The sequence below is a fragment of the Kiloniella laminariae DSM 19542 genome (assembly GCF_000374005.1).
Lineage (GTDB): Bacteria > Pseudomonadota > Alphaproteobacteria > Kiloniellales > Kiloniellaceae > Kiloniella > Kiloniella laminariae.
This window is the reverse complement of the sequence record NZ_KB893134.1, coordinates 838,330-864,833: the sequence shown is the minus strand read 5'-3', so window position 1 is coordinate 864,833 and position 26,504 is coordinate 838,330. Positions and strand designations below refer to the sequence as shown.

Sequence of the window (26,504 nt, the reverse complement as noted above, 5' to 3'; positions counted from 1 at the left end):
AACACCCCGAAGCTTACAAACCACTTCTTTATAAGCTTCGGAGCGAATCGATGAGATTTGGGTAACAATATTACCCGCGGTGCTCGCAAGTTCAAGGCGCATTACATAATTATTCTCGTACATTATCACTGCAAAACATTCTTTAACCGGGCTTTCCCTTGCACAGATCAGGATCTGGCGCGATATTCCATCTGTCATGAAACAGACCGAAAAACCACTTACCTGCTGGGTAATCAGCGATGGACGTGCCGGGATCCAGGTACAGTGTACCGGACTGGCGGAAGCTATGGGTCTTGAACCCCTTATCAAACAAGTCGAAATGGTCAGGCCCTGGAAGTGGCTGCCTCCTGCGCTCGTGCCATTACACCCTGCTGTCTACGGAAATATATTTCCCGACTTTCCGGGCAGCACAGCACTGGACGAATGGCCCGATATAACCATTGCCTGTGGGCGCCAGGCCGCTATCTTCAATGCTCTTGTACGCAGGAAAAGCCACGGTAAAACTTTTGTTATTCAGGTACAGGACCCCAAAATTTCTCCCCGACATTACGATCTTGTCATTACCCCCGAACATGACACCCTGCGCGGTGGCAACGTCCTCCTCACAACCGGGGGAATCAACCGGGTAACAGCTATTCGGCTCAAAGACGCAGCAGCCGATCTCTCACCGACGATCAGTGCCTTACCCGGCCCCCGGGTTGCCGTGCTTGTCGGCGGAAAAAGTAAAGCCTATCACCTGACAGAAACCATTATGCAAAACCTGGCGAAACAACTTCACAAACTACAGCAGGACAGCGGCTGCAGCTTTCTCGTCACGACCTCTCGCCGCACCGGAAAAAAACATGAGGCCCAGCTGAAACAGGCCCTCGTCGACCTTCCCGGTTTCTTCTGGGATGGCACGGGTGACAACCCTTACTTTGGGTTTCTCGGCAGTGCCGACGCCTTTATTGTGACAAGCGATTCTGTGAACATGGTCACAGAGGCTGCCTCGACCGGAAAACCAGTCTATGTTGTTGATCTTGAAGGGGGTAATAAAAAATTCTCCCGCTTTCATCAGCAACTTAAGGACAGGGGCATCATTCGTAACTTTACAGGCACTCTGGAACACTGGCACTACCCCCCCTTGTCAGAAAGCCGGAGAATTGCAGAAAAGGTTTCCGAAAGGCTTGCACAGCACAAGGAAGCCAGAAGTATTACGACATAAAACTAAAATCTGAAAACTACGGAAAATTCGACTTTTTGCGACAAAAGTTCGTGAACCTCCTCTTGAAGCGACACGCAAGTCTCTCTATTTTTCAAAATTCATTAGACCGATTCCCGCGGGGCAGTTCCCCGCCATAGAGAAAGATTTCAGATTATGTCCGAAACCCACCGCTCCAAGGTACTGATTATTGGTTCTGGCCCTGCGGGTTATACAGCAGCAATCTATGCTGCCCGCGCCAATCTGGAACCGATACTGGTCCAGGGGTTGCAACCGGGTGGACAGCTGACAATCACCACTGATGTGGAAAACTATCCCGGTTTTGCCGATGTGATCCAGGGCCCCTGGCTGATGGAGCAGATGCAAAAGCAGGCAGAACACGTCGGCACCAAGATGCATTTTGACATCATCAACGAGGTCGACTTCTCCAAGCGTCCTTTTGTTTGCACCGGCGACAGTGGCAACAGCTATATCGCTGATACCGTCATCATTTCCACAGGAGCACAGGCCCGTTGGCTTGGCCTCCCCGGAGAAGAAACCTACAATGGTCGCGGTGTATCAGCCTGCGCCACCTGTGACGGATTTTTCTATCGTGGCAAGGAAGTCGCCGTCATTGGCGGTGGGAACACAGCCGTTGAAGAAGCCCTCTATCTGGCGAACATCTGCTCGAAGGTAACGCTCGTCCATCGTCGGGATGCCTTGCGCTGTGAAAAAATTCTTGAGGACCGCCTGCTCAAACACGAAAAAATCGACATTCAGTGGAATCAGGTTGTCGATGACGTTCTTGGCACCGCGAACGATGGTGTTACCGGCCTCAAGCTGAAAAACACGCTCAACGGAGATTTTTCTGAACTCGCGGTAAATGGCATGTTTGTAGCCATCGGTCATGATCCGGCAACAGCGATCTTCAAGGACAAGCTGGAGATGGATGCTGAAAATTATATCCTCACAGCTGCAGGTACGGTCAAAACCAATATCCCGGGAGTTTTTGCTGCTGGCGACTGTGTTGACAAAATTTACCGTCAGGCTGTGACAGCTGCCGGCATGGGTTGCATGGCTGCACTGGAAGCTGAACGTTTTGTCACAGAGCAGGAAAACAGCTGAGTTTCATCTGATTCAAACGAAACAGTGGAGCCTTGCTGGTCTCCACTGTTTTTTTTTGCATAGCTCGAAGCAGGCATGATTTGTTAAGAACCTCAGCCTAAAGTATCATGAGCGCAATTCAACGAATCGCTGTTGCGGTACAACGCACGGAAAATTAGGGAGAACGGTCTTGCCAGAGGGCTCAAAACGCCGGGGACGTCTTGGGGCAACCATCATGGACTGGGACAAGCTGCGAATTTTCCATGCCGTGGCTGAGGCAGGAAGTTTCACCCATGCCGGAGAGCAACTGAACCTGAGCCAATCTGCCGTGAGTCGCCAGATATCCGCCTTGGAAGACAGCCTCAAGGTATCTCTGTTTCATCGCCACGCCCGTGGATTGATCCTGACAGAACAGGGCGAGCTGCTTTATCGCACTGCGCATGATGTCTTTGGCAAACTCGCCATGACGGAAGCACAGCTGACCGAAAGCAAAGATCGCCCCAAAGGCCCGCTCAAAATCACGACTACCGTAGCTTTTGGCTCAACCTGGCTCGCCCCGCGGCTTCAGGAATTTATCGAACTTTACCCTGATATTCAGGTCCACCTTGTCCTTACGGACGCTGAACTTGATCTTTCCATGCGTGAAGCCGATATCGCTGTACGTTTGCATCCCCCGCGCCAGGCAGATCTTATTCAACGCCACCTTCTGACCGCGCAAATGCACATCTATGCCGCAGTCAGCTATATCAAAAAACACGGTATGCCTCGAACGGTAGAAGACCTCTCTGCGCATCGAATCGTTGTCTATGGGGATGATTCACGGCCACCGCTGCCGGATATCAACTGGTTGCTCCGGGTTGGAACCAAAGGCGGGCACATGCGCACGCCCTCCATGACCATCAACAATGTCTATGCCATCATGAAAGCCCTGAGATCAGGTGCCGGACTGGGCGCCCTGCCAGATTTCATGACCCAGGAAACAAGCGACCTGGTACAGGTCCTTCCCGAGATCGAAGGGCCTCAGTTTGATGCCTATTTCGTCTATGCCGAAGAGATGCGCTCTTCAAAACGCATATCGATCTTCCGTGATTTCCTTCTGCGCAAGGTCGCGGAATCCAAATTCTAAGACTTAATTAACCAATATTTCAAAAATACATAAATTATTACAATGAGTTAAAAGCTATGCGCTCAATGCATATCGGCACTGTAATAATGTAAATCGACATCATCAGAAAAAACGCTACATTCATGTCATCAGATGTTGCTTTGCAATATCTTATACAGATTAGCTGTTGAGCCATGCTCCGGTTGGTCTGTTTTTCCAGGCTTCGGCCTGGAGGGTCTTCGGACCCCACGTCTTCCCAGACGTGAAGCCTCCCTGTTCAACTTGCCGGGCCTTCGTGGCCCGGTTTTTTTTTGCCTTGCCCGTTTTCTCACCTGTCACGTCTTCTCAAGCACCAACCCTCCCAAGAACCAGATCTTTTTCAAACTGGCATCGACCAGCAAAGCAGGCAAAGCTGTTCCCGGGGATTCTCTCCATTGCTGTTGCCCGGACAGCAAAACAGAAAAAAGGGCGCTGACATTCGATGTCCAGCGCCCCTTACAACAACAGTGATCTATTACACCATCACCTCTATCTGTCTATTCCGCTGCTTGTGGCAAGGGAGAGGCCCCATAGATAACTTCGTTACCAGGCATTGGATGTCGGGGGACGTTCAATGCCAGTATCAGGGATATCACAGCCATGCCGGCTCCGGCGGCAAAGACCATCCACATGGCTTCATCGGGGAAAGCATAACCAAACAACACAGGGATAAATACAGCCGGGATATGGTTGATCGAGAAGCTAACACCGGAAGTTGAGGCAATATCCTTGGGATCTGCGATTTTCTGTAGATAACTTTTCTGGGCCATCGCAAAGGAGAAAAACAGGTGATCAAGTATGTAAAGAACAGCGCCGATCCAGGCCTCCGTTACCATGGCATAACCGCTAAACACCACAATAAGACCGATATATTCACAGATCAGCGCCCGACGTTCGCCCCAGGTGACAATAAATTTACCGATTTTGGGGGCCAGCCAGAAATTGAACACCTGGTTAACCAGATAGAGCATGGTGATCTCGGCGACCGAAAAATCGAATTTCACCACCATCATAAAACTGGCGAAAGCAACAAAGATCTGCCGGCGGGCACCGCCCATGAAAGTTAGAGCATAGAACAACCAATAGCGTTTGCGCAGCAGCATCTTCTTATGCTGCACTTCTTTGGCCTGATAGGATGGAAAGGCAACCACGACAAACAGCACCAGCAGAATGGTCATCGTGCCGCCAGCAAGATAGACCCATTTATAATCCAGCCCAAAGAAGGTAAAAATCACCCAGATCATTCCATAGGCAACAATCGACGCAATAGAGCGCGCCGAGAGCTGCCGCCCCATGGAAAGAGGTGCCCGGGATTTATCAACCCATTGCAGGGTCAGGGACATCTGCACGGTTTCATAATAATGGAACCCCACCGACATAATCACCGTCGTCACATACAATCCGAAAGCACTGGGGAAAAAACCTGTGATCGCAACGCCAATTCCCAGAAGAATCAGAGACATCAGACCAAAGGTACGTTCTTTTATAAAAAGCAGGAACAAGAGAGCGCTCACCACCAGCAGACCGGGGATTTCACGCACAGACTGCAAGATACCGATCTCGACCAGGCCAAAATCGGCTTTTTCAACAACAAAGTTGTTCAGAAGGCTCATCCAGGTGGCAAAGGCCAAAGGCATCGCGGCAGAGAGGATGATCAGGCAGCCTTCCGGCGTGCGCCAGACTTCAGGCTTGAGATAATGGCTGAATGGTTTCATAGCCGCAAAATTTCCATCTAAATTATTCTTGTCCGCCACACTAGGCATGACATTGCCGACTGTCTTGCGCTATCATGCCACATGATAGCGACAAACGGACAACTTAAAGAAATGCACGAGCCTCATGCGCATTGAACCCGAACCCGGCCAACCCCTCGTATCAAAACCAAGTGATATGCCTGATCAGCTGCTTCGCCCGGTAATGGTTCGTGCCGCCAACATGCGCCCGGGTCGCAGGGTATTACCCCATAGCCATAAATGGTGTCAGTTGGCCTATGCCTCTGAGGGGGTTCTCGCGGTTTATACAGGACAAGGCAGCTGGGTTGTCCCTCCCCAGCGCGCAGTCTGGATTCCTCATGATACCGTGCACGAGGTATACTCCCCTCATGGCTCGAAATGGCGGGCAGTACACCTCGACAATGATTTTGCCCACCGGATGCCAGACAGCTGTTGTGTGATTTCAGTCTCTCCCTTGCTCAAAGAGATGCTCATCCATGCTGCGACCATGCCGGTAGAATATGATGAAGATGGGCCGGATGGGCGTTTGATGCAGGTATTGATGGATCAGATCCGGGCGGCCAGAACCGTACCGCTACACTTACCCATGCCTGAGGATGCAAGATTGCGCCGCGTTACCGAGTGTCTTATCAGCGATCCTTCTGACCCCCGCGGGCTCGAAGACCTCTCTGGTGAAGTTGGTGCCAGCAGCCGTACACTGGCCAGGTTGTTTTCCAGGGAACTTGGCATGACTTTCCGTCAGTGGCGCAGCCAATGTCGCCTGATGGCCTCCATGGAGCGGCTCGCTCTCGGCGAGCAGGTGACGACGGTGGCCATCGACCTTGGCTATGACAGCCCCAGCGCCTTCATCGCCATGTTCAAGCGCTCATTGGGCAAACCACCTGCAGCTTACTTTGGCAGCCAATAAGGCCTCCTGTCTTCACCGTCCCTTCCTGGCCCGTTTAATGGATTCGCCAACGACCTGTCACCAGCCGCTTCGTCACAACCCATACCTACAAGCCAGAACAGAAAACCTCGCATTAAGTGAAGGAAAATTTACTTTATTTAAAGAAGAGGATATTACTTACTAAAGGATCTTGAGCGTCTTGTGGGAACACTTAACCGCACCAGACAAGAGGTGATTGAGGAAAGTACATTAGATTTTGAGCCGATCCAGTTTCTGGTGGTCGAAGATAATGAATACATGCAAAAAATCGTTAAAACGATTCTGACAACATTTGGTGCCAAGGACATTCACATTGCCCCGAGTGGCAAGGAAGCCCTCCAGCGCCTTTCTTTAAAAGTTCCAGATATCATCATCATCGACTGGGCCATGAAACCTATGAGTGGCATAGAGCTCGTCAAAGCCATCAGGGCCGCCAAGGTTCCGTCAATATCCCAGGCTCCCATTCTGATGTTAACGGGTCACTCCGAGAGAGAAAACGTAGAGGAAGCCGTTGTGGCTGGCATCAATGACTTTCTGGTCAAACCAGTGTCTCCCCTCCTGCTGTACAAACGTATAGAGCACATCCTCAAAAAGGGTCCTCGCATCCCCAAAATCAGCGAACCACAAAAACCTCCCGGGCTCTCTAAAAAAACCGAGCTAGGAGCAAACGCCGAAAGCAAGCCATCCGACAAAGAGGTCAATATGATCTCCGATGAAGGTACTGGTTAACAGTCAAAATTTCGGAGTAAATGGCCTCAGAAATTATAAAACAAGGCATATCGTTTCATAATCGACTCCTACATTTCTGAAGAAAAAACTCCGCCTATTCCACATAAGATACTGGATTTCATCATGCTGGCATTTCGGCTCTTCAGCGTAACTCTGGTGACAATGCTTACGGGCTGCGGCGTGTCAGCGACATATCAATCAACGGGTAATTACACAACCAGCACCCCCAACCAATATAATTATGCTGTCTTATCTCCAGCATCCCATCCGCTCTCGAAACAAGAAATGCAGGGCTTTCTCCTTGAAAGAGGCTATATTGTTATCCCTGATAACTTCTACACAACCGTTCTTGAAAACTTTGAAATTGAAGATGCTCTTGTCTTCCAGTGCAACGCAGCAGGAACAGCGGAAAGAGCTGTAATCGGGATATCTCAAAAAGTAAGCTGCTCAGCCGTAGATTACCAAACTGGCAAACAAGTCTACACTGGTTTTGGCGAACACATGGGCGATTTTGAAGAGGATGATTTCATCGGGGCAACGGCAGCAGCACTAAGAAATATTAGCAGCACCAAAGAAGTCGGCCGAATAATATCACTTCAAGAATTAGCCACAAACTTTGTTGAAACAAAAAAACATCCCCCCGAAGAAAAGGCAGGATCTTCTACAGGCACAGGTTTTTTTGTTAATGATAAGGGATATATTGCAACAAACCATCATGTTATTGACGAATGTAAAACCATTTCGGTCCAGTCTAATATTGGTGCAAAACCTGCTGCGACAGTAGCTGTCTCATCAAAAGATGACGATCTTGCTGTGATAAAAACGAGCCTAATCTCAAAAAAGTATGCCACATTTTCCGCCTCACCACAGCAAGGGGAATATGTCGCTACTTACGGTTTCCCTCTATCAGGTGTCCTATCTGATGGTGGCAGTTACAGTGACGGCAGGATCAATGCCCTCAAAGGCCTTGGAAGTGATAATAACTACATCCAGGTTTCTGTACCGGTTCAACCTGGAAACAGCGGAGGAGCCCTTGTGAACAAATATGGTCAATTGGTCGGGGTTATAGCTGCTAAGTTAAACGCCGTTGCGGTTGCGCATATGACAGGAGATATCCCCCAAAACGTCAATTTTGCTGTTAAGGCCACCCGATTAATGGAATTATTAGGTCGAGCCGATATTGTTTATAAGGATAGCAGCTCCCAAAAACGAGAATATATGCCCGAAGACTTAAACCTTCATATGAAGGATTTTTCGGTATTTATTACCTGTACCTATTAGCTTCTAACATTCATGCATAAAGACGCTCGTTTTCCAGCCCTTTGTAGAGGCCTGCGACCTCTTCTGCATAGCCGTTGAACAGAAGTGTTGGGATACGGTCACTTTGGCCCAGCGGCTGTTCTGTTGCCTGGCTCCAGCGGGCATGGGGAACTTCCGGGTTAACATTGGCCCAGAAGCCGTATTCCGATGCCTGGATTTCCTCCCAGAAAGAAACCGGACGTTCATCGGTAAAGGTAAAGCGCACGATTGATTTGCTAGATTTAAAACCGTACTTCCAGGGGGTCACCAAACGCAGCGGAGCTCCATTCTGTTTCGGCATCGGCTTGCCATAAATTCCCGTGGCTAGAAATGCCAGATCATTACTGGCTTCTTCGATGGTCAGTCCCTCGATATAGGGCCAGGGGTACCAGCTGGCCTTTTGCCCAACAGCAACATCAGGCAGATTGAAGGTTTCCATCCGGACATACCGGGCAGAAGAAAGGGGTTGGGCCAGTGCGAGAAGCTTGCGCAAGGGGAAACCGGTCCAGGGCACGGCCATTGACCAGGCCTCAACACAGCGGTGGCGATAAAGGCGTTCCTCCAGTTCAACTTTGGCCAGCAGATCGTCAATTGCCAGCGTCAATGGTTTTTCAACCATGCCATCAAGAACAATATCCCAGGGGCGGATCGGCAAGGCCTGTGCTTTTTGATAGATGTTCTTGGAAGAGCCAAACTCGTAAAAATTATTATAAGTCGTCGCCAGACGTTCATCGCTCAGAGCACGATCAAGTTTATAGAGTTCATTTCGGCCTGCCGGATAGTAGTGGGCAGAAGGATCAAGGTTTGATGTCTTTTCGCCCGCTGGCGTGGTGGCTTCAGCACTCTGCTCTTCACAGCCTGCAATCAGCCCGGCAGAAAGGATTGCACTGCCAATTGCGGCCTTTTGCATAAACTGACGCCTGTTTATGTAAACACTCTCTGAGGTTGCCTGATGCTCCTTCAGTTCCCAGCGCTTGCGAATTTTGATAAACATTGACCGTTTCCTCTGTCTTGTACTGTAACAGAGATAGCTCCCGATGCCCTCACGGACAAATCACCACTGCGCGAGGTGCAGCATAAACAGCAAAAGGGCGCACCATAACGGCACGCCCTTTTGTTATTCTCGCGAGAGGTTGGATTATCAGCCTCTTACTTCAGAGCCTCACAAGCTTTTTTGATTCGCTCGCAGGCCTCTTTCAAATTTTCCGTAGACGTCGCATAGGAAATACGGAAATAAGGAGAAAGACCAAAAGCATTCCCTTGCACCGCTGCGACACCAACACTTTCAAGCAGGTAGGTGACAAAATCTTCATCCGAAGAAATCTGTTTACCTTCCGGTGTGCTTTTACCAATTGTCCCTTCACAGGAAGGATAGACGTAAAACGCCCCTTCAGGTTTGGAGCAGTTGATCCCCGGACAGTCGTTCAACATGTCGACAACCATATCACGCCGCGCCTTGAAGACATCGTTATGTCGGGCGATAAAACCCTGATCTCCGCGCAGCGCTTCAACGGCAGCGGCTTGACTTATGGAACAGGGGTTGGAAGTACTCTGGGATTGAATCTTCGCCATCGCCTTGATCAAAGCAACCGGGCCACCAGCATATCCAATGCGCCATCCCGTCATGCAATAGGCCTTGGAGACACCGTTCATGGTCAGAGTACGATCATAGAGTGATGGCTCGACCTGTGCGGGTGTCACATATTCAAAACCGTCATAAACCAGCTTCTCATACATATCATCTGTCAGCACCATGACATGCTCATACTTTTTAAGCACGTCTGTCAGAGCCTTCATCTCATCATAGGAATAGGCCGCACCTGTCGGGTTGGACGGGCTGTTGAGAATCACCCAGCGGGTCTTGTCTGTGATCGCTTCTTCAAGGTCCTCTGCCTGGAGCTTGAAACCATTGCTTTGCATACAAGGTACAGCAACAGGTTCGCCTTCAGCCAACAACACCATATCAGGATAGGAAACCCAGAATGGAGCAGGAATGATCACCTCATCCCCGGCATTTAGTGTGGCCATAAAAGCATTATAGAGGATCTGTTTGCCTCCGGTGCCAACCGTAATCTGGTCAGGGGTGTATTCCAGACCATTATCCCGTTTGAACTTTTCGCAAATAGCAGCTTTGAGTTCTGGAGTCCCGTCAACGGCAGTATAACGGGTATCCCCGCCATTGATCGCGGTAATGGCGGCTGCTTTGATGTTATCCGGGGTTTCAAAATCCGGTTCACCAGCGCCGAGGCCGATTACGTCACGCCCGGCGGCTTTAAGCTCGCGGGCCTTGGTTGAAACTGCGATTGTCGGGGATGGTTTGATACGCGAGAGGCGATCCGCAATTTGCGGCATGACCGTATGCTCCTGTTATTTTGCCCGCAGCCGGTCGTTGCCGACAGGGGCCTTCGAGTTTCAAGACGGGGTTATGCACAGCGGCACCGTAATATAACCGACAGAGTCATCGCAACCGGGAATCTTGTTTCCTGTTCACTTTATGACAGGTTATGACAGGCTTTACGTCTGCTATTGCCGGGATTTTCCCCCAACAGCTTCCCCAGTAACTTCCTGTCCCGGTCTCAGTGTCAAAAAACATCAAATTGCCGTAATCCCACAACATAGGGGTCACAGTTCCCCACTAATGTATGAAAATCGCACAGGTGCAGAATCTCAGGGGAGACATTAAATGATCAGAACAGGCTTTGTTCGCAATAAAAATTCCTTCAGCAGCAGACGAACCGGCCTGCTTGGCCTGACGGCTATTTTGCTGTCGATCATTTTCCTCTCGACCGTCTCGGTATCCCTCGCCGCCATCCTCTCGCCGGAAAGTTTCCTTGCCGAACGGGTCGTAGTCAGTGACAGCGGAGACGTGACAGTCATCCCCCAAAAGTAGCATATCTCCCGTTTTGGTAAGCGGCACCAGCCCGAAACAGCTTTCCAAACGTGGTAACACGACGAAACACCTTTGAGATTAATCGCAATAAGGAGCACATAATGCGCTCCTTATGCACAGAATACTCTCAGGATATGGATCACTCCGCCAGGGCTGCTTCCCCATCCAGCGTGGCAGCAACGGCATGCATAACAGCAGCAATGCGAACGGCATCCTGGATACCCTCTTTGCTGATACCACCGGCAGCAACCTGCTTTTCGTGCGATTCAATGCACATACCACAGCCATTGATGGCAGAGACCGCTAGCGACCAAAGCTCAAAGTCAAGTTTGTCCACACCGGGTCGGCCAATAATGTTCATCCGCAAACGTGCAGGCAGTTTCAGATAGTCTTCATTGCCACTGAGATGGGCAAAGCGGTAATAAATGTTGTTCATTCCCATGATGGCCGAAGCGGCCTTGGCGGCCGTATAGGCATCAGCCGAGAGCTTTTCTTTGGCTTCAGACTCGATTGCCCGGATCACAGCAGCATTGCGGCTGGCCAGAGCCGAAGCCAGAGCTGCGCCCCAGATCTGTTGCTCATTCAAAACAGTCGAGGTCAGGACGTTGGTAATATTGAGCTTCAGATCCTTGGCATATTCCGGCAACATCGCCTTCAGGTCACTTACAGACATGACTATCCCTTTTTCATTATTTCAGGCAGAAGCTTGATGCTTCCGGGAGCGGGGGTTTTCTCGCAACCAGAGAATTTGGCAGAGAACCTGGCAGAAAATCTGGAGTGCAAATGGACAAAAGAAAAGGCGGCCCCGGTTACCCGTGTCCGCCTTTTCCAAACTGGTCTGCTTGACCGAATTAGGCGACGCGAAGAACTTCGTCACCCTTGTTCCAGTTGCAAGGGCAGAGTTCATCTGTCTGGAGCGCGTCAAGAATACGCAGAGTTTCCTGCGGGTTACGACCAACATTCAGGCCGTTAACCGCCACATGCTGGATGATACCGTCAGGATCAACGACAAAGGTCGCACGCAGAGCAACGCCAGCATCGCGATCAAGAACACCCAGTGCTTCACAGAGTTCACGCTTGATGTCGGACACCATCGGGAAAGGCAGATCATTCAGATCCGCGTGATCCTTGCGCCAAGCCATGTGAACAAAATCACTATCCGTGGAAACTCCCAGGATCTGCGTATCACGGTCGGCGAATTCTTCGTTCAGCGCACCAAAAGCAGCAATTTCAGTCGGGCAGACAAAGGTGAAATCTTTTGGCCAGAAGAAAACGACTTTCCATTTACCTTCGTAGCTTTTGTCTGTGATGTCGATAAAAGCATCGGATGGGCTGTTGGATACAACACCTGTCAGAGCGAACTCTGGAAACTTATCACCAATAGTCAGCATTGCTGCGCAAGTCCTTCTCGTTAAGCCCACGGGATCCGGGGCAGGTCATTCGTCAGATCGCGCATCGAATTACGCGATGATGTTATGAATTCCGCGCAAGGGCTCTTGCGCGACGGGCCTACTTAATCGTCCAGCTTGAACAAAGTCAAATATTTTTTAGATTAATTCTAATTTACAACTAACTTCGCTTCTGGGGGCTTTTCGTCCCCCTATAAAAAAGAGTATCAATATAAGAACAGATCCGAAACAAACCAGATCACCCCTCGCGTCAGACATAAATAGCCCATGCCCCTAGACCCTGCCCTATCCCTCTGGAGAAAATCCCCTTTTAGCCTTCTGCCTAATCCAGATGCAGAACACAATGCCCCTTATCCGGCAGAATTACAGGATATCTTTTCACAGGCAGGCTGCGAAGCAGCACAGGCAGAAATCCAGAGCTGGCCCGGATACCAGATCAGCAATCTGATCCAGCTCCCCGGCCTTGCAGAAACACTTAATCTGGCAGACATCAGTTTCAAGAATGAAAGTGAAAGATTTTCTCTGGGCAGCTTCAAAGCGCTGGGCGGAGCCTATGCTGTCCTGAAATTGTTACAGAGATTGCTTCATGAAAACGGCGGTTTCGAAAGCAGCGCAGAAGATTTACGCCGGGGGCAACACAAGGAATTGGTCAGGGAAATTACAGTCACGACAGCAACAGATGGTAACCACGGCAGATCCGTCGCCTGGGGCGCCCAGCTGTTCGGCTGCAAAGCAATCATCTTTGTTCCCCGAAGCTGCAGCAAGGCACGCATCGCTGCCATCACCGAATTTGGCGCCGAAGTCATCCAGACAGAACTGAATTACGATGATACCGTCCGCCATTGTGCAGATACTGCCAGAGCCGGGAACTATCATGTAATTTCGGACACTTCCTGGGAAGGATATCACTTGATCCCGGGGCAGGTGATGCATGGCTACAGCGTCATCGCCCGCGAAATATTCATCCAGTACTTCAAGCGACCTTTTCGTGAAGCTGTGCCCCCGAGCCATATATTCATTCAAGCCGGAGTTGGCGGAATGGCCGCCGCAATCACCGGATATCTCTGGCAGCTTCTGGGGCCACGGCGACCCCGGATAATTATTGTTGAACCGGAAAACGCCGCCTGTCTTTATGCCTCAGCCGCAGCGGGTGTTCCGACCCGGGCAAGCGGAGACAAGAAAACAGGTGAAGTTCATACTATTATGGCTGGATTGGATTGTGGCGAGGTCTCCCCCCTCGCCTGGAAAATCCTCTTTCGCGGCGCCGATGCCTTTATAACTATTCCGGATAATGTTACCGGCCCTACCATGCGGTTGCTGGCCAACCCACCGTTTTCCGACCCTGTACTGGTTGCCGGGGAATCAAGTATTGCAGGCCTGGCTGCCCTGATGATGGTCGCAACTCATGAAGATTCCAGAGATATTCTTCATCTCTCAGCAGATTCGCGTATTCTTCTCATCAACAGTGAGGGGGCCATGGATCAAGAACGTTACAAGACACTGCTTGAACAACAGAACAACAATGAAGATATAATCTGAAACCCTGCAGCTGCTTTTCGCAGGAAGAGCTAACTGCTAAACATACCGGACTGCCTATGACTTCTTCACTGATTGAACGGATCACCGACAGCTTCTCGAGAGACGATTCCCGCCCTTTTCGGCTTGAATCAGAATTTGCTCCTTCTGGTGATCAACCCCAGGCCATTGCCGAGCTCTGCGCCGGGCTGAAGAACGCAGAACGCAGTCAGGTGCTGCTTGGTGTCACGGGATCAGGCAAGACCTTCACTATGGCCCAGACCATACAGACATTGCAGCGCCCCGCTCTGATTCTGGCCCATAACAAAACGCTCGCAGCGCAGCTCTATGCCGAGATGAAGTCTTTTTTCCCTGATAATGCGGTCGAGTATTTTGTCTCTTACTATGACTATTATCAGCCGGAAGCCTACGTCGCCCGTACAGACACCTATATCGAGAAAGACAGCTCGATCAACGAACAGATTGACCGGATGCGCCACTCGGCTACCCGTGCCCTGTTCGAACGCGAAGATGTTATTATCGTGGCTTCGGTTTCCTGCATCTACGGTATCGGTTCACCAGAAACCTATGCCCAGATGACGCTGGGGCTGAAGGTCGAACAGGAAGTCGACATGCGCGACATCCTCAAATCACTTGTAGAGTTACAATATACCCGCAACGACATTGCCTTTGGACGTGGTACCTTCCGGGTTCGCGGAGACACCCTGGAAGTCTTTCCTGCGCACTATGAAGACCGGGCCTGGCGGGTTTCCATGTTTGGGGACGAGATTGAGGCGATCAGCGAGTTTGACCCGCTAACAGGTGAAAAAACAGCCGACCTCGACGGTATTCGTATCTATGCCAACAGCCACTATGTCACACCGCGGCCAACCCTGATACAGGCTGCCAAAGGCATACGTGCTGATCTCAAAGTCCAGCTGGAACGCTTCAACCAGGAAAACAAACTGCTTGAAGCCCAACGTCTGGAACAACGCACCATGTTTGATCTGGAGATGATCGACGCGACGGGTGCCTGCGCTGGCATCGAAAACTATTCCCGTTATCTTACGGGACGGGCTCCGGGGGAACCACCGCCCACCTTGTTTGAATACCTCCCGGACAATGCCCTGTTATTTGTTGACGAGAGCCACGTGACCATCGGTCAGCTCAACGGCATGTACAATGGTGACTTTGCCAGAAAGTCCACCTTGTCGGAATACGGATTCCGCCTGCCTTCCTGTATCGACAACCGCCCTCTGAAATTCCAGGAATGGGAGGCAATGCGCCCCCAAACCGTGTTTGTTTCAGCAACCCCGGGCCCCTGGGAGCTCAATGAAACTGGTGGTGTTTTTGCCGAACAGGTCATCCGTCCCACTGGCTTGCTCGATCCGCCTTGTGACATTCGCCCGACAGAGAGCCAGGTTGATGATCTCATAAAGGAATGTAAGGAAACCGTTGCCAAAAACATGCGGGTTCTGGTCACGACTCTGACCAAACGCATGGCAGAAGACCTGACGGAGTATCTCCACGAAGCCAGTCTCAAGGTCCGTTATATCCATTCCGATATCGACACCATAGAACGAATGGAAATCATCAGAGATCTTCGCAAAGGCATCTTTGATGTTCTGGTTGGGATCAACCTTCTCCGGGAAGGCCTCGATATCCCTGAATGCGGCCTTGTCTGTATCCTGGACGCAGATAAAGAAGGGTTCCTTCGTTCAAAAACATCCCTGGTTCAGACCATTGGCCGCGCGGCACGTAATGTCGATGGCCGAGTCATCCTCTACGCAGACAAGATGACCCGTTCTCTGACAGGAGCCCTGGAAGAAACCAATCGCCGTCGCGAGAAACAACAGGCCTATAACGAGGAACATGGCATAACGCCGGAAACAATCCGCAAACAGATCGGGGATATTCTCGGCTCTGTCTATGAAAGTGATCACGTTACCGTACCGCTTGATGATACAGCTTCACCTCACCGCGTTGGCCACAACCTCAAAAGTTACATAGAGGATCTGACCAAACGGATGCATGAAGCTGCCGCAGATCTCGAATTTGAGGAGGCAGCCCGTATCCGAGACGAAATCAAACAGCTGCAGGATAGCGAACTTGGACTGAGCACCCCGTCAGGGGACTCTTTGACGGCGCGGATCGCACAGGCTGATGCCCAGTCAAAAAGCAGGAAATACGCCCGCGGGAAAAAGCGATGATAACCGTAGCCTGTGGCCACTCTGCTGTAAAAATGGCGTGTTGTAAAAATGGCTGGGACCCCTCTTAAACTGGACCGCCCTGCTACGCGGTGATAGTCTGCTCGTCTCCTTTGGGAATTTATGCATGCAACCCACGATTAAGGAACAGTTACCCCGTTTTCAGAATTGGCAGGATCTCTCTGCCTTTAATCGTTTGAGTACCCCAATTTGGGTTTTCAACATGACAGATCATAATATCTGGTGGGGTAATGAGGCCGCCTTGCATTTCTGGGAAGCAGAAACTTTAGCGGATCTTGTTTCCCGAGATTTTTCCACAGATTCCATGATCGTCCGCACGCGGCTACAGGAAATTTTCTCACATACATCGCAGGGGGAAAGGGTAGAGGAGCACTGGACACTTTATCCCAATGGCAGCCCAAAGATGGTTGTCATGACCTTTACCCCAGTCACAGTAGAAGACAATAAAAAAGCTGTTCTCATTGAATCCACGCCTCAAACTCAGGGCACGCTTGATCACAGGGCACAACGTATTCTCGAGGCTGTCAGATATACCCCTCTGATGATCAGCACTTTTGCCATGGATGGCCGACTTTTGGCTCAAAATCCCGCTGCCGCCAACGTTCACGACCATGGAAACAATACACAAGTCACCCTGGAAACTCGCTATAATGATCCAGAAATTCTCAAGCGAATTCTTGGACGCTATAAAAACCGGAAGCGTTTTCGAACCGATCTCATGCTTCAGACATCTCTCGGAGAAAAGTGGCACACCCTTACTGCTGAGGTAGGGCTTGATCCTGTTTCAGGAGGGAAAGTCGTTGTCATCACTGAAGAAGATATCACGCAGCGCGTTCAGGCTGAGGAAGATCTTCGCCGCCTCAACCTTGATCTCGAGAAAAGAGTAAGCGAGAGAACGCACAAACTCTCTCTGGCACAACAGGAAGCAGAGACAGCAAATGAATCCAAAGGAAATTTTCTGGCCACCATGAGCCACGAGCTCAGAACGCCCCTGAATGCAATAATTGGCTTCACCGAAATGCTCAGCCACCAAATCTATGGCCCGGTCAATGAGCGACAGGTAAATGCCCTGAAGGACATAGATCAAAGTGCTCGCCATCTGCTCGAACTGATTAATGAACTTCTTGATGCCTCAACAATTGAGCAGGGAGAGCTTAAACTCTACGAGGAACAGTTTGGTCTTGAGCAACTGGTTAATTATTGCCGGGCCACCTTTGAAATTGAAACCATAAAAAAAGACCAGGCCTTTAAGCTCAGCAATACTGTTCCCGGCCTCTTCCTGATTGGCGATGCACGCCGTTTCAGACAGATTCTCACCAACCTGCTTGCCAATGCCGTCAAGTACACCCCTGAAGGGGGCGAAGTCTCTCTCGTCATTACTCGTGACAAGGACATGAATTTGATCTTCACTGTTATTGATAATGGTATCGGCATTCCTGAAAACCGCCTTCATGATGTCTGCAAAGCCTTTACCCAGGCTGCAAGTTCATCCTGGGCCGCAGGCAAGGGTGTCGGCTTGGGGCTTTATATCACTTCACAGCTGGTCGCCGCACATGGTGGCGAACTAAAAATTTCCAGCGAAGAGGGAAAAGGCACAAAAGTGTCAGTAATCATGCCTCGAGAAAAAACCCGCGACTAAATCCCTGGTGCCTGTATCCCCGAGCATAACAATAATGTGATTCCAGGGCCACATGGGGATCAATACTACATAAGCGAAACAGCTGGATTTGCATCAAAACAGCAAAGTTTCAGATCGAAAGGTCTTTCATCCAACTGCAGGAAAGATCGGCCTGACAGAGTGAATATCATGAGAAACTGGCAATAATCGTGATCAGCTATTGAAAAACCAGCAACGCAGAGGCATTTAAAAGCCTGATATGTGCTGCGCAGTAAATTTGCGCGGCACATAAGCTATGGATTAACCAAAGGCATTTTTTCATGACGGCAATGGCATTTCTGATGGTAGGCGGCGGCCTGGTTCTCTTGGCGGTTGGAGGAGAGATTCTGCTGCGAGGAGCCATCAGTATAGCCCGACATTTGGGGCTTTCTCCCATGCTGATCGGCCTGACCATTGTCGCCTGCGCCACCTCCATGCCTGAACTGATGGTAACTGTGACCGCCGGACTGGAGGGGTCAACAGACATAGGGGTCGGAAATATTGTCGGCTCCAATATCGCCAATATTCTGCTGATACTTGGGGTCGGCGCCCTGATTTACCCCCTTGAGACCAAGCCTTGTGATGTGATGCGCGATACCATTGCCATGATTTTGGCAACCGCAGTCTTCATTATCTTTGCCTTTTTGGGGGAATTCACCCTCTGGCATGGATTGTTTATGCTTGCACTCCTGGTTCTCTACATTGGCAGGAGTTACTACCGGGAAAAGAAGTGTAATCCGAAAGAGGAAGCCGATCCTGAACTGGCAGAAGAGCTTGCCGCTGCCCCGGGTTCCGTCCCGCTTGCCGCCTTTCTCCTTGTCATTGGTGTTCTCTTCCTGATTTTTGGATCAGAGCTGCTGATTGACGGCGCAGAGAGCATTGCCCGGGCAGCAGGAATTTCCGAAACCGTTATCGGTGTTACCCTGGTTGCTCTGGGAACTTCCCTGCCAGAACTGGCAACGGGAATAGTTGCCGGTCTACGAAAACATACCGAAGTTGCCCTCGGGAATGCTCTTGGTTCGAATATATTCAACCTTTTGCTGATCATTGGTATTCTGGCCGTCGTAACTCCTTTCACTGTTTCCCCTTCCATCTTGCAGTTTGATATCTGGGTGATGGCTGGAGTCAGCCTTCTGATTATTCCCGTCATGTCCTTGGGCGGGAAAATCTGCCGCTCCAAGGGCGTCTTTTTTCTGGTTCTCTATGTGGCCTATATCCTTTACCAGTTCAGGGACAAGCTTTTCTTGAGCTAGTTTACATACAGGTGAGCCTTCCCCTTTTCCAAAGCCCCTCGGTCCGCGAAATGGGTTTTGACCTTGGCCCCTTGAGTCCATAGATTGGCGTCAGAAAAAGCCTGAAAATAGAAAAACCACAGGCATGGCTCAAAGAAACGGAAGGACAGTCACCTATGGCTCCCGAAAAGAAATTACCCGCGATAAAAAGCAATCTGACAGAGCAGAGGCTTGTCGTTCGGGATTTAACCCTCAGCTGTCATATCGGTCTGACCGATGAAGAGCGCCTGCGCCCCCAGAGGCTGCGTGTGAGCCTGGAGCTCTCGCTCAACCCTGTAGCCGTAAACGATGACCAGATCGATGAAACTGTGAACTACGGTACACTGGTCAAAAAAGTTCGGGATGTCTGCCTTAAAAACAATGTCCGTTTACTTGAAACGCTTGCCACTCAAATTTCAGAAGCCTGTTTTTTTGATGAGCGGATCAAGACTGTCGCCATGCGAATAGAAAAACTTGATCGCTATCCTGATGTTGCAGGGGTTGGTATCGAGATTACACGAACACGCTCTTGAGATATCCCCGCGATACTTGATTGTTGAAAAGGCCGAGATACTTTCCTCGGCCTTTTCTGTTTCAGCGCTTGGTCGACTTCTTCGCAAAAATTAACGAGCCCTCGAAACTCCTTATCTCCACCAATCCGTTTGTCCTCCCCCGGATTCTCAGAAAGAGCTTGGCGGGAATCCATAGAAAACAACTGCTTTCGCTGTAATTTAATTTCACTTGTGCACAGGAGAAACACTTCTGTCATCGTCAAGTCAAAAAAATCTACTTTTTTTATCTCAGGAGCCGTTGACTTTAATTATCACCAACAATATCAATACGTTATATATTTTGCCTATTTTTTAAGCAGCCTATGAGAACCCCAAGGTTTTCAAGGGCCATAGAGACAGGCTCACAAGATAGCCACATAGTTATCCACAGGAATCGTGGATATGTTTTTTTTCCAAAAAAGGCCATTTTCCTCTGACCTCCACGAATCCTTGTAGAGCTCTAGAGTCCCCTTTCAGCGTTAATAAAGTGTTCTTGACCTGTTCACAGGAAATCGCCATTTAGAACAGGTGTACAGCTTTTCTTTCAGATAATATTCTGACAGCGCTATGATCAACGCCGGTTAAACAATGTCCTCCGCTTCAGGTTCAATCTTTTAAGCCATGCCAAAAACGCCATCCCCCCGATCAAGTAAGAAAGACCCTTCACAGGGAGGGAAACGCTCGGCGATGGCCGAACAGGAAACCGACGTTTATGCCGCACCAACAGAAGAGGCATCATCCCGCCTCTCGGGCCTGTCAGACGCGGCAATCATCTGGGAACAGCCCGAAGATGTTACAGATGAGAGCGAGGGTACAGGCCAGCAGTCATCAGGCAACATTGCCCGGGGCACTCTTGTTATCCAGCAAGTTGTACAGACACTTCCCAATTCTCCTGGTGTCTATCGCATGCTTGATAGCAAAGGGAATGCGCTCTACGTCGGCAAAGCAAAAAGCCTGAAAAAACGGGTGGTTTCCTATACGCGAACAGATCAGCTTCCTTATCGGCTCAAGCGTATGGTCTCGGAAACCCGTTCGATGGAAATCGTGCGCACCAATACCGAAGCGGAAGCGTTACTCTTGGAAAGTAACCTGATCAAACGCCTTAAACCGCGGTACAATGTTCTTCTGAGGGATGACAAATCCTTTCCCTATATCCTCATCACAGGTGACCACGAAGCTCCTCAGGTCACGAAACATCGTGGGGCACAAAAGCGGGAAGGTCGCTATTTTGGCCCCTTTGCCGATGCAAAGTCCGTAAACCACACCATTACAGCACTCGAGAAAGCTTTCCTTCTCCGCTCCTGCAGTGACGGTGTCTATTCCCTGCGCACCCGCCCTTGTCTTATGTACCAGATCAAACGCTGCTCCGCGCCCTGTGTTGGCCGGGTCTCCTTGCAAAGCTATGCAACACATGTCCAGGAGGCTGAAGAGTTTCTTTCGGGTTCATCCACTGCCTTTCAGCAGCGGATGGCAGAAAAGATGCAACAGGCTGCCGAGGCACAGGACTACGAACAAGCTGCCATTTACCGCGACCGCATCCGTGCCCTGACCAACATTCAGTCAAAACAGGAAATCAATATTCCAGATCTTGGTGATGCCGATGTCTTTGCTCTCTATGAAAAGTCCGGACAGTCCTGCATACAGGTCTTCTTTTTCCGGGCAGGGCGAAATTATGGTAACCGCTCTTACTTTCCCAGCCATGACAGAACAATCGATTCAGAAACGGTACTGACCTCTTTTATCGCGCAGTTTTACGCCAACAAGCCGGTGCCGAAACAAGTTCTCACCAGCCACGAACTTCCCGAAGAAACCGTGTTGGCAGAAGCGCTCAGCAGCAAGGCAGGATCAAAGGTCGAGGTTAACCACCCCCAGCGGGGAGCCAAACGCAAACTCCTTGATAACGCCACAAGCAATGCCCGCGAAGCCCTCGCCAGACGCATGGCAGAAAGCGCCAGCCAGCGCCGTCTGCTCGAAGGACTGGCCGAAATGCTCTCGCTCGACAGCACGCCTGAACGTGTCGAGGTCTATGACAACAGCCATACACAAGGAAGCGAAGCTTACGGTGGCATGATTGTGGCAGGGCTTGAGGGCTTTCTGAAAAAGGCTTATCGCAAATTCAAGATACGGGGTGACAAGCCGTCCGTTGCTTCAGAAGCGACTCCCGCACAAGCGAACTATACGGGAGGAGATGACTACGCCATGATGCGCGAGGTCCTGACCCGCCGTCTCTCTCGCAGTCTGAAGGAAGATCCCGACAGACAGGGCGATCAATGGCCTGACCTCCTGATACTGGATGGTGGACAGGGACAGTTGACCATCGGGATGGAAGTTCTTGAAGAGCTGGGGCTCTCGGACATTCCCATTGTTGCCATTGCAAAAGGGCAGGATCGAAATGCAGGAAGGGAGCGGATTTTTCTCCCGGATCGCCCGTCTTTCCTGGTCGATCCGAAAGACCCAGTCCTTTACTTTATCCAGCGCCTGCGGGACGAGGCCCATCGTTATGCCATCGAAACACACAGAAAGGGGCGGAGCAAAGCTCGCCTGAAATCAAGTCTCGATGAAGTTCCCGGTATCGGCAGCAAAAGAAAAAAAGCCCTTTTGTTCCGTTTTGGATCAGCGGATGCGGTTGCCCGGGCTGGTATTGAGGATCTGGCGGCGGTTGAAGGGATCAGTCGGGTCGTGGCCCAGTCAATTTACGACTACTTCAATACCGAGTAAGCTTCCCGCTCTGCAACTCTGGCCCAAGATCTGTAATCGCCATTGTGTGATTTGATCTATAACATAGAAACATGATTGATGACGGGCTATATCGCACTCAACAAACTCAATGATTAAGCCAGAGGAAACGGCATGAAGATTTTCGGCTTTGCTGGTTGGAGCGGTAGCGGCAAAACCACCCTGCTTAAACAGTTGATACCGACCCTGGTCAACAGAGGCCTCAAGGTGTCAACGCTCAAGCATGCACACCACAGATTTGATGTGGATAAACCCGGAAAGGATTCTTATGAACATCGGGAAGCCGGTGCATCTGAAGTCATGATTTCTTCCGGTAATCGCTGGGCCCTGATGCACGAGTTACGCGACGAAAAAGAACCAACTCTGGAAGAGCTGATCCCCCATATGTCTCCCGTTGACCTCCTCCTTGTCGAAGGGTTCAAAAGAGAAAGCCACCAGAAACTGGAAATTTACCGCCCCTCGGTCGGCAAACGCATGCTGCATCTGGACGACCCCCAGATTATAGCCATTGCCACAGACGAACCCTTTTCCGATACACAGCTGCCTGTGCTTGACCTTAATGATCCTGAAGCCATAGCCGATTTTATCTGTATGACCTGTGAACTTGATAAACAGATCAGAAAGGCAGCCGATTAATGGCACAGTTATCAGATGACTGCTTTGCCCATGGCGGCAAGCTGATGACGACAGCAGAGGCTCTTTCGCTTCTTGCCGAGAAAGTCCGCTGTATTGCCCCCATCGAGATTAAAGCGGTTCCTCTCTGTCTGGGCCGTATTCTTGCCTCTGATCTGCTTTCTTCTGTGAATGTTCCTCCACATGACAACTCAGCGGTTGATGGCTATGCCGTTGCTTATGATGATCTGGTTCCTGGGACATCCACAGTCCTGCCCATCAGCGAGCGCATGGCTGCCGGAACACCGTTACCCGACAAGATAAAAGCGCAGACTGCCGTCCGGATTTTCACCGGAGCCGTCATGTCACAAGGAACAGATACAGTCTTGATGCAGGAAGACTGCACACTGGATCAAAAGGGCAACGTCTCTATCCCGAGCGGGATCAAGCGTGGCGCGAATTCGCGCAAAGCTGGAGAAGATGTTACAGCCGGAACCACCATTTTTTCAGCAGGACACTCGCTCAAACCTCAGGATCTTGGTCTGATATCAGCTGTCGGGATAACAGAAATTCCGGTTCGACGCCCCTTGCAGGTCGCCCTTTTCTCAACCGGCGATGAGCTACAGAACCCCGGAACAACGCTTAAAAGCGGCCAGGTTTATGATTCCAACCGCTTTACCATTACCGGGCTTCTGCAAAATTTGGGTTGTGCCGTAACCGATCTCGGAATCTTAAACGACGACTTTGAGACCATCCGGCAAGCCCTTGGCGAGGCCGCGGGAAAGTTTGACCTGATCCTGACCTCCGGGGGAGTTTCTGTCGGCGAGGAAGATCATGTCAAACAGGCCGTTGAATGCCAGGGCAGCCTGCATGCCTGGCGCCTGGCCATCAAACCGGGCCGCCCTATCGCCCTGGGCCAGATCGGCCCAACTGCCTTTGTCGGCCTTCCTGGCAACCCGGTGGCTGTGATCGTTACCTTTGCCAACTTTGTCAGGCCGCTCATTACCCTACTGTCAGGCGGGAACATTCAAGCTCCACACTGTTTTCCCGTCACCGCTGCCTTCTCCCATCGAAAAAAGGCAGATCGACGTGAATGGATCAGGGTACATTTACGCAATAATAATGAAGGCCGGCTCGAGGCTCATAAATTTCCCAGAGAAGGGGCAGGTGTGCTTTCCTCAGTTTGTGCTTCTGACGGCTTCGCAGAGCTACCTGAAGATCTCCTTACTGTTGAGCCCGGACAGACCATCACCTACCTGCCCTTTAATGAGGTTGGCCTATGAAAATTCTTTATTTTGCCTGGTTGCGAACTGAAATCGGCAAGTCCTCGGAAGACATTTCTCTCCCGACAAATGTTCGGACAGTCAACGACCTGCTGAACTGGCTGCCTGAACTGGGCAACAGCTATACGCAAGCTCTGAAGAAACGTGACTTGCTTCGGATTGCCGTTAACCAGGATTACGCTGACCTTGACCAGGAAATTCGGGACAGTGATGAAGTTGCCATTTTTCCGCCGGTAACCGGGGGCTGATATGATCCGTGTACAGTCTGAAGACTTTGATCTGGCCCTGGAAGTCCGCAAACTGACAGAAGGCAATCCAGCTATTGGTGCCGTCACCGCCTTTATCGGGCTGGTAAGGGATATTGCCGGAGATACAGAGATCTCTTCCATGACGCTTGAGCACTATCCCGGCATGACAGAAAAAATGCTGCGGGAAATTGAAACCGAAGCCCACCAGCGCTGGGAGCTTGATGCCAGCCTGATCATTCATCGTTATGGTCAGCTGGCACCGGGAGACCAGATTGTTCTGGTTGTCACCTGCAGCAAGCATCGACAGGCCGCTTTTGAAAGTTGCGAATTCCTGATGGATTTCCTCAAGACCAAGGCCCCTTTCTGGAAACTGGAACAAACGCCTGAAGGTGGCAAATGGGTCGATGCACGGGATGGCGATACAGAGGCAACAGAGCGCTGGCTTAAAAGCTGATCACCCGGGCAGAATGTCCTGACAAGGCCCTGTATAGGACAGTGCAAGCAGCTCCAGCTCCAGATTGCCAACAGGTCTCTGCCAGACAATTAACTCACCAACCTCTGCCTCCAGAACTGCTTTCGCCAATGGAGACACCCAGCTGATCTTGTTTTCAACAGGGGAAGCCTCATCCTCTCCCACAATCCGGTAGCGATAACGTTTTCCTGCCGCATCCTCCAGCAGCATCCATGCTCCGAACGCCACCTGCGCTTCAGGCTGTTGCGCAGCATCGATCAGAATTGCACTGGCCAGTCGCAATTCCAGATATCTCATGTCCCGGCCAAGCTTGCTCTGCTGCATTTTGTTTTTCATGTCCTGTTGATCTGCAGTCCGCAAGACAGAGAGGTTTCGTCGCACGTCTTCCAGTCGCCCACGTAACAGGGCTAAACCCTCAACGGTTACAAAGTTTGGATGCGCGGAAACCGGCAGTTCAGGTTGATCATCCGGCACCTGATCTCCATCCGGTTCCTTGACAAAAGCTCTGCTCATTCCCATCACCTGCAAACAAAAGGGGCCGTCCCAAATGGAACTGCCCCTATCATATAAGCATCGTTACCAGCCTGTCAGCCTGGTTTGCGAACCATTTCATCGTAACCAAGCAACAGATCCCGGGTAATCGTCCCCGGGGTAAAGTGGTGTTGGGCGATTTCACGTACCGGCGTCACCTCTACGGCTGTACCTGTCAGAAAAACTTCCTGTGTATTGGCCAGTTCTTCCGGCATGATCGCCCGCTCGACAACCTCATAGCCCTTTGAGCGAGCCAGTGCGATGACAGTTTGCCGGGTTATACCGTCCAGAAAACAATCCGGTATTGGTGTATGTATCTTTCCATCCTGAACCAGGAAAATATTGGCCCCGGTTGCTTCGGCAATCTGCCCCCTGTAGTCGAGCATCAGCGCATCATTGTATCCCTTGGCCTCAGCCGCATGCTTGGAAAGCGTTGCAATCATATAGAGACCAGCCGCTTTCGAAGCAACAGGTGCTGTCGCCGGGTCCGGGCGTCGCCACTCGGCAAAATCCAGTCTGATACCTTCAAGCCGGGCCTCTGCCGAAAAATAGGCCGGCCATTCCCAGGCAGCAATTGCGAGGTGAATCTTTGATTTCTGGGCAGAAACCGCCATCATTTCACTGCCCCGCCAGGCCACAGGGCGCAGATAGCCGTCTACGATATTATTCGCCTTCAAAACCTTCTCGCAGGCCTGATCTATCTCGGCCACGGAATAGGGAATCTGAAAACCAAGCAGCGAACCTGAACGCAACAGACGTTCGTGATGTTCTTTCATTTTAAAAATCTTGCCGCCATAAGCTCTTTCTCCCTCAAAGACGCTGCTGGCATAATGCAGGCCATGACTGAGGATGTGAATTTTGGCGTCTCGCCAGGGAGTTATTTCGCCGTTGTACCAGATAAACCCGTCGCGATCATCAAATGGCAGCATAGTCATAGCTTTCCCGTCCAAGGTGGTATAGTCTTCACCCTTAACTGAATCTCCCCAT

At 50.7% G+C, this 26,504-nt stretch carries 24 protein-coding genes; 17 read left to right on the top strand and 7 right to left on the bottom strand.

The features are described 5' to 3' along the window. The first annotated feature begins 196 nt into the window (after nucleotides 1–196). From B152_RS0104205 to B152_RS0104195, 3 genes are all read left to right on the top strand, one after another. Nucleotides 197–1,204, top strand: a complete 1,008-nt coding sequence (locus tag B152_RS0104205) for a mitochondrial fission ELM1 family protein (RefSeq protein WP_020591138.1) — start codon at nucleotides 197–199, stop codon at nucleotides 1,202–1,204. Nucleotides 1,205–1,357: 153 nt separating this feature from the next. Next, nucleotides 1,358–2,305: a thioredoxin-disulfide reductase gene (gene trxB, locus B152_RS0104200; protein ID WP_020591137.1), complete on the top strand. Its 948-nt coding sequence runs from the start codon at nucleotides 1,358–1,360 to the stop codon at nucleotides 2,303–2,305. Nucleotides 2,306–2,519: 214 nt separating this feature from the next. After that, on the top strand, nucleotides 2,520–3,410 hold the full coding sequence (locus tag B152_RS0104195) for a LysR family transcriptional regulator (RefSeq protein ID WP_020591136.1): 891 nt from the start codon (nucleotides 2,520–2,522) through the stop codon (nucleotides 3,408–3,410). A gap of 515 nt (nucleotides 3,411–3,925) precedes the next feature. On the opposite strand, the gene B152_RS0104185 is transcribed toward B152_RS0104195, so the two are convergent. After that, on the bottom strand, nucleotides 3,926–5,143 hold the full coding sequence (locus B152_RS0104185) for an MFS transporter (protein WP_020591134.1): 1,218 nt from the start codon (nucleotides 5,141–5,143) through the stop codon (nucleotides 3,926–3,928). 124 nt (nucleotides 5,144–5,267) lie between these two features. On the opposite strand from B152_RS0104185, the gene B152_RS0104180 reads away from it, so the two are divergent. From B152_RS0104180 to B152_RS24940, 3 genes are all read left to right on the top strand, one after another. Next, nucleotides 5,268–6,068: an AraC family transcriptional regulator gene (locus tag B152_RS0104180; RefSeq protein WP_020591133.1), complete on the top strand. Its 801-nt coding sequence runs from the start codon at nucleotides 5,268–5,270 to the stop codon at nucleotides 6,066–6,068. A gap of 180 nt (nucleotides 6,069–6,248) precedes the next feature. Beyond that, nucleotides 6,249–6,815, top strand: coding sequence for a response regulator (locus tag B152_RS22455; RefSeq protein ID WP_020591132.1), 567 nt, complete (start codon nucleotides 6,249–6,251; stop codon nucleotides 6,813–6,815). Nucleotides 6,816–6,938: 123 nt separating this feature from the next. After that, complete coding sequence (locus B152_RS24940; RefSeq protein WP_083921797.1) at nucleotides 6,939–8,096, top strand: S1C family serine protease; 1,158 nt, start codon at nucleotides 6,939–6,941, stop codon at nucleotides 8,094–8,096. A 10-nt stretch (nucleotides 8,097–8,106) separates the two neighbouring features. Here B152_RS24940 and msrP read toward each other — a convergent pair whose 3' ends face one another. Together msrP and B152_RS0104160 are read right to left on the bottom strand one after the other, a co-directional pair. Continuing rightward, on the bottom strand, nucleotides 8,107–9,108 hold the full coding sequence (gene msrP, locus B152_RS0104165; RefSeq protein ID WP_020591130.1) for a protein-methionine-sulfoxide reductase catalytic subunit MsrP: 1,002 nt from the start codon (nucleotides 9,106–9,108) through the stop codon (nucleotides 8,107–8,109). 155 nt (nucleotides 9,109–9,263) lie between these two features. Beyond that, a complete protein-coding gene (locus tag B152_RS0104160) occupies nucleotides 9,264–10,466 on the bottom strand; it encodes a pyridoxal phosphate-dependent aminotransferase (RefSeq protein WP_020591129.1) in 1,203 nt (400 codons plus the stop codon). 331 nt (nucleotides 10,467–10,797) lie between these two features. Here B152_RS0104160 and B152_RS0104155 point away from each other — a divergent pair, with 331 nt between their 5' ends. Then, nucleotides 10,798–11,004, top strand: a complete 207-nt coding sequence (locus tag B152_RS0104155; RefSeq protein ID WP_020591128.1) for a hypothetical protein — start codon at nucleotides 10,798–10,800, stop codon at nucleotides 11,002–11,004. A 139-nt stretch (nucleotides 11,005–11,143) separates the two neighbouring features. Here B152_RS0104155 and ahpD read toward each other — a convergent pair whose 3' ends face one another. Together ahpD and B152_RS0104145 are read right to left on the bottom strand one after the other, a co-directional pair. Further along, a complete protein-coding gene (gene ahpD / locus B152_RS0104150) occupies nucleotides 11,144–11,677 on the bottom strand; it encodes an alkylhydroperoxidase, AhpD family (protein WP_020591127.1) in 534 nt (177 codons plus the stop codon). A gap of 178 nt (nucleotides 11,678–11,855) precedes the next feature. Then, entirely contained in the window at nucleotides 11,856–12,395 is a 540-nt protein-coding gene (locus B152_RS0104145) for a peroxiredoxin (protein ID WP_020591126.1), read from the bottom strand. A gap of 285 nt (nucleotides 12,396–12,680) precedes the next feature. On the opposite strand from B152_RS0104145, the gene B152_RS0104140 reads away from it, so the two are divergent. The 10 genes from B152_RS0104140 to B152_RS0104095 all read left to right on the top strand — a co-directional run bounded on the left by B152_RS0104140 (nucleotide 12,681) and on the right by B152_RS0104095 (nucleotide 24,968). Beyond that, on the top strand, nucleotides 12,681–13,952 hold the full coding sequence (locus B152_RS0104140) for a diaminopropionate ammonia-lyase (protein ID WP_020591125.1): 1,272 nt from the start codon (nucleotides 12,681–12,683) through the stop codon (nucleotides 13,950–13,952). 56 nt (nucleotides 13,953–14,008) lie between these two features. After that, a complete protein-coding gene (uvrB, locus tag B152_RS0104135) occupies nucleotides 14,009–16,138 on the top strand; it encodes an excinuclease ABC subunit UvrB (protein ID WP_020591124.1) in 2,130 nt (709 codons plus the stop codon). A gap of 220 nt (nucleotides 16,139–16,358) precedes the next feature. After that, nucleotides 16,359–17,795 carry a PAS domain-containing sensor histidine kinase gene (locus B152_RS24935; protein ID WP_211212111.1) on the top strand — a complete coding sequence of 479 codons (1,437 nt, stop codon included), beginning with the start codon at nucleotides 16,359–16,361 and terminating at the stop codon, nucleotides 17,793–17,795. Nucleotides 17,796–18,094: 299 nt separating this feature from the next. Then, nucleotides 18,095–19,066 (top strand): calcium/sodium antiporter, encoded by a 972-nt coding sequence (locus B152_RS0104125; protein WP_020591122.1) that lies wholly within the window; start codon nucleotides 18,095–18,097, stop codon nucleotides 19,064–19,066. A 155-nt stretch (nucleotides 19,067–19,221) separates the two neighbouring features. Then, nucleotides 19,222–19,617 (top strand): dihydroneopterin aldolase, encoded by a 396-nt coding sequence (gene folB / locus B152_RS22435; RefSeq protein WP_020591121.1) that lies wholly within the window; start codon nucleotides 19,222–19,224, stop codon nucleotides 19,615–19,617. Between the two features lie 789 nt (nucleotides 19,618–20,406). Next, complete coding sequence (uvrC, locus tag B152_RS0104115) at nucleotides 20,407–22,353, top strand: excinuclease ABC subunit UvrC (protein WP_425402023.1); 1,947 nt, start codon at nucleotides 20,407–20,409, stop codon at nucleotides 22,351–22,353. A 132-nt stretch (nucleotides 22,354–22,485) separates the two neighbouring features. After that, nucleotides 22,486–23,007: a molybdopterin-guanine dinucleotide biosynthesis protein B gene (mobB, locus tag B152_RS0104110; protein WP_020591119.1), complete on the top strand. Its 522-nt coding sequence runs from the start codon at nucleotides 22,486–22,488 to the stop codon at nucleotides 23,005–23,007. Next, nucleotides 23,007–24,266 carry a molybdopterin molybdotransferase MoeA gene (locus B152_RS0104105; protein WP_020591118.1) on the top strand — a complete coding sequence of 420 codons (1,260 nt, stop codon included), beginning with the start codon at nucleotides 23,007–23,009 and terminating at the stop codon, nucleotides 24,264–24,266. The genes mobB and B152_RS0104105 overlap by 1 nt, the downstream gene beginning before the upstream one ends. After that, nucleotides 24,263–24,514, top strand: a complete 252-nt coding sequence (moaD, locus tag B152_RS0104100; protein ID WP_020591117.1) for a molybdopterin converting factor subunit 1 — start codon at nucleotides 24,263–24,265, stop codon at nucleotides 24,512–24,514. Before B152_RS0104105 ends, moaD begins: the two co-directional genes overlap by 4 nt. A gap of 1 nt (nucleotide 24,515) precedes the next feature. Further along, nucleotides 24,516–24,968, top strand: a complete 453-nt coding sequence (locus B152_RS0104095; RefSeq protein WP_020591116.1) for a molybdenum cofactor biosynthesis protein MoaE — start codon at nucleotides 24,516–24,518, stop codon at nucleotides 24,966–24,968. On the opposite strand, the gene B152_RS0104090 is transcribed toward B152_RS0104095, so the two are convergent. Beyond that, nucleotides 24,969–25,499, bottom strand: coding sequence for a GreA/GreB family elongation factor (locus B152_RS0104090; RefSeq protein ID WP_020591115.1), 531 nt, complete (start codon nucleotides 25,497–25,499; stop codon nucleotides 24,969–24,971). A 74-nt stretch (nucleotides 25,500–25,573) separates the two neighbouring features. Next, a complete protein-coding gene (locus B152_RS0104085; protein ID WP_026261270.1) occupies nucleotides 25,574–26,452 on the bottom strand; it encodes a branched-chain amino acid aminotransferase in 879 nt (292 codons plus the stop codon). Nucleotides 26,453–26,504 lie beyond the last annotated feature (52 nt).

Excerpts from the sequence above, each read along its gene's own strand:
- B152_RS0104205 (WP_020591138.1), top strand. The coding sequence starts at position 197 with ATGAAACAGACCGAAAAACCACTTACCTGCTGGGTAATCAGCGATGGA.
- trxB (WP_020591137.1), top strand. The coding sequence starts at position 1,358 with ATGTCCGAAACCCACCGCTCCAAGGTACTGATTATTGGTTCTGGCCCT.
- B152_RS0104195 (WP_020591136.1), top strand. The coding sequence starts at position 2,520 with ATGGACTGGGACAAGCTGCGAATTTTCCATGCCGTGGCTGAGGCAGGA.
- B152_RS0104185 (WP_020591134.1), bottom strand. The coding sequence starts at position 5,143 with ATGAAACCATTCAGCCATTATCTCAAGCCTGAAGTCTGGCGCACGCCG.
- B152_RS0104180 (WP_020591133.1), top strand. The coding sequence starts at position 5,268 with ATGCGCATTGAACCCGAACCCGGCCAACCCCTCGTATCAAAACCAAGT.
- B152_RS24940 (WP_083921797.1), top strand. The coding sequence starts at position 6,939 with ATGCTGGCATTTCGGCTCTTCAGCGTAACTCTGGTGACAATGCTTACG.
- msrP (WP_020591130.1), bottom strand. The coding sequence starts at position 9,108 with ATGTTTATCAAAATTCGCAAGCGCTGGGAACTGAAGGAGCATCAGGCA.
- B152_RS0104160 (WP_020591129.1), bottom strand. The coding sequence starts at position 10,466 with ATGCCGCAAATTGCGGATCGCCTCTCGCGTATCAAACCATCCCCGACA.
- B152_RS0104155 (WP_020591128.1), top strand. The coding sequence starts at position 10,798 with ATGATCAGAACAGGCTTTGTTCGCAATAAAAATTCCTTCAGCAGCAGA.
- ahpD (WP_020591127.1), bottom strand. The coding sequence starts at position 11,677 with ATGTCTGTAAGTGACCTGAAGGCGATGTTGCCGGAATATGCCAAGGAT.
- B152_RS0104145 (WP_020591126.1), bottom strand. The coding sequence starts at position 12,395 with ATGCTGACTATTGGTGATAAGTTTCCAGAGTTCGCTCTGACAGGTGTT.
- B152_RS0104140 (WP_020591125.1), top strand. The coding sequence starts at position 12,681 with ATGCCCCTAGACCCTGCCCTATCCCTCTGGAGAAAATCCCCTTTTAGC.
- uvrB (WP_020591124.1), top strand. The coding sequence starts at position 14,009 with ATGACTTCTTCACTGATTGAACGGATCACCGACAGCTTCTCGAGAGAC.
- B152_RS24935 (WP_211212111.1), top strand. The coding sequence starts at position 16,359 with ATGACAGATCATAATATCTGGTGGGGTAATGAGGCCGCCTTGCATTTC.
- B152_RS0104125 (WP_020591122.1), top strand. The coding sequence starts at position 18,095 with ATGACGGCAATGGCATTTCTGATGGTAGGCGGCGGCCTGGTTCTCTTG.
- folB (WP_020591121.1), top strand. The coding sequence starts at position 19,222 with ATGGCTCCCGAAAAGAAATTACCCGCGATAAAAAGCAATCTGACAGAG.
- mobB (WP_020591119.1), top strand. The coding sequence starts at position 22,486 with ATGAAGATTTTCGGCTTTGCTGGTTGGAGCGGTAGCGGCAAAACCACC.
- B152_RS0104105 (WP_020591118.1), top strand. The coding sequence starts at position 23,007 with ATGGCACAGTTATCAGATGACTGCTTTGCCCATGGCGGCAAGCTGATG.
- moaD (WP_020591117.1), top strand. The coding sequence starts at position 24,263 with ATGAAAATTCTTTATTTTGCCTGGTTGCGAACTGAAATCGGCAAGTCC.
- B152_RS0104095 (WP_020591116.1), top strand. The coding sequence starts at position 24,516 with ATGATCCGTGTACAGTCTGAAGACTTTGATCTGGCCCTGGAAGTCCGC.
- B152_RS0104090 (WP_020591115.1), bottom strand. The coding sequence starts at position 25,499 with ATGAGCAGAGCTTTTGTCAAGGAACCGGATGGAGATCAGGTGCCGGAT.
- B152_RS0104085 (WP_026261270.1), bottom strand. The coding sequence starts at position 26,452 with ATGACTATGCTGCCATTTGATGATCGCGACGGGTTTATCTGGTACAAC.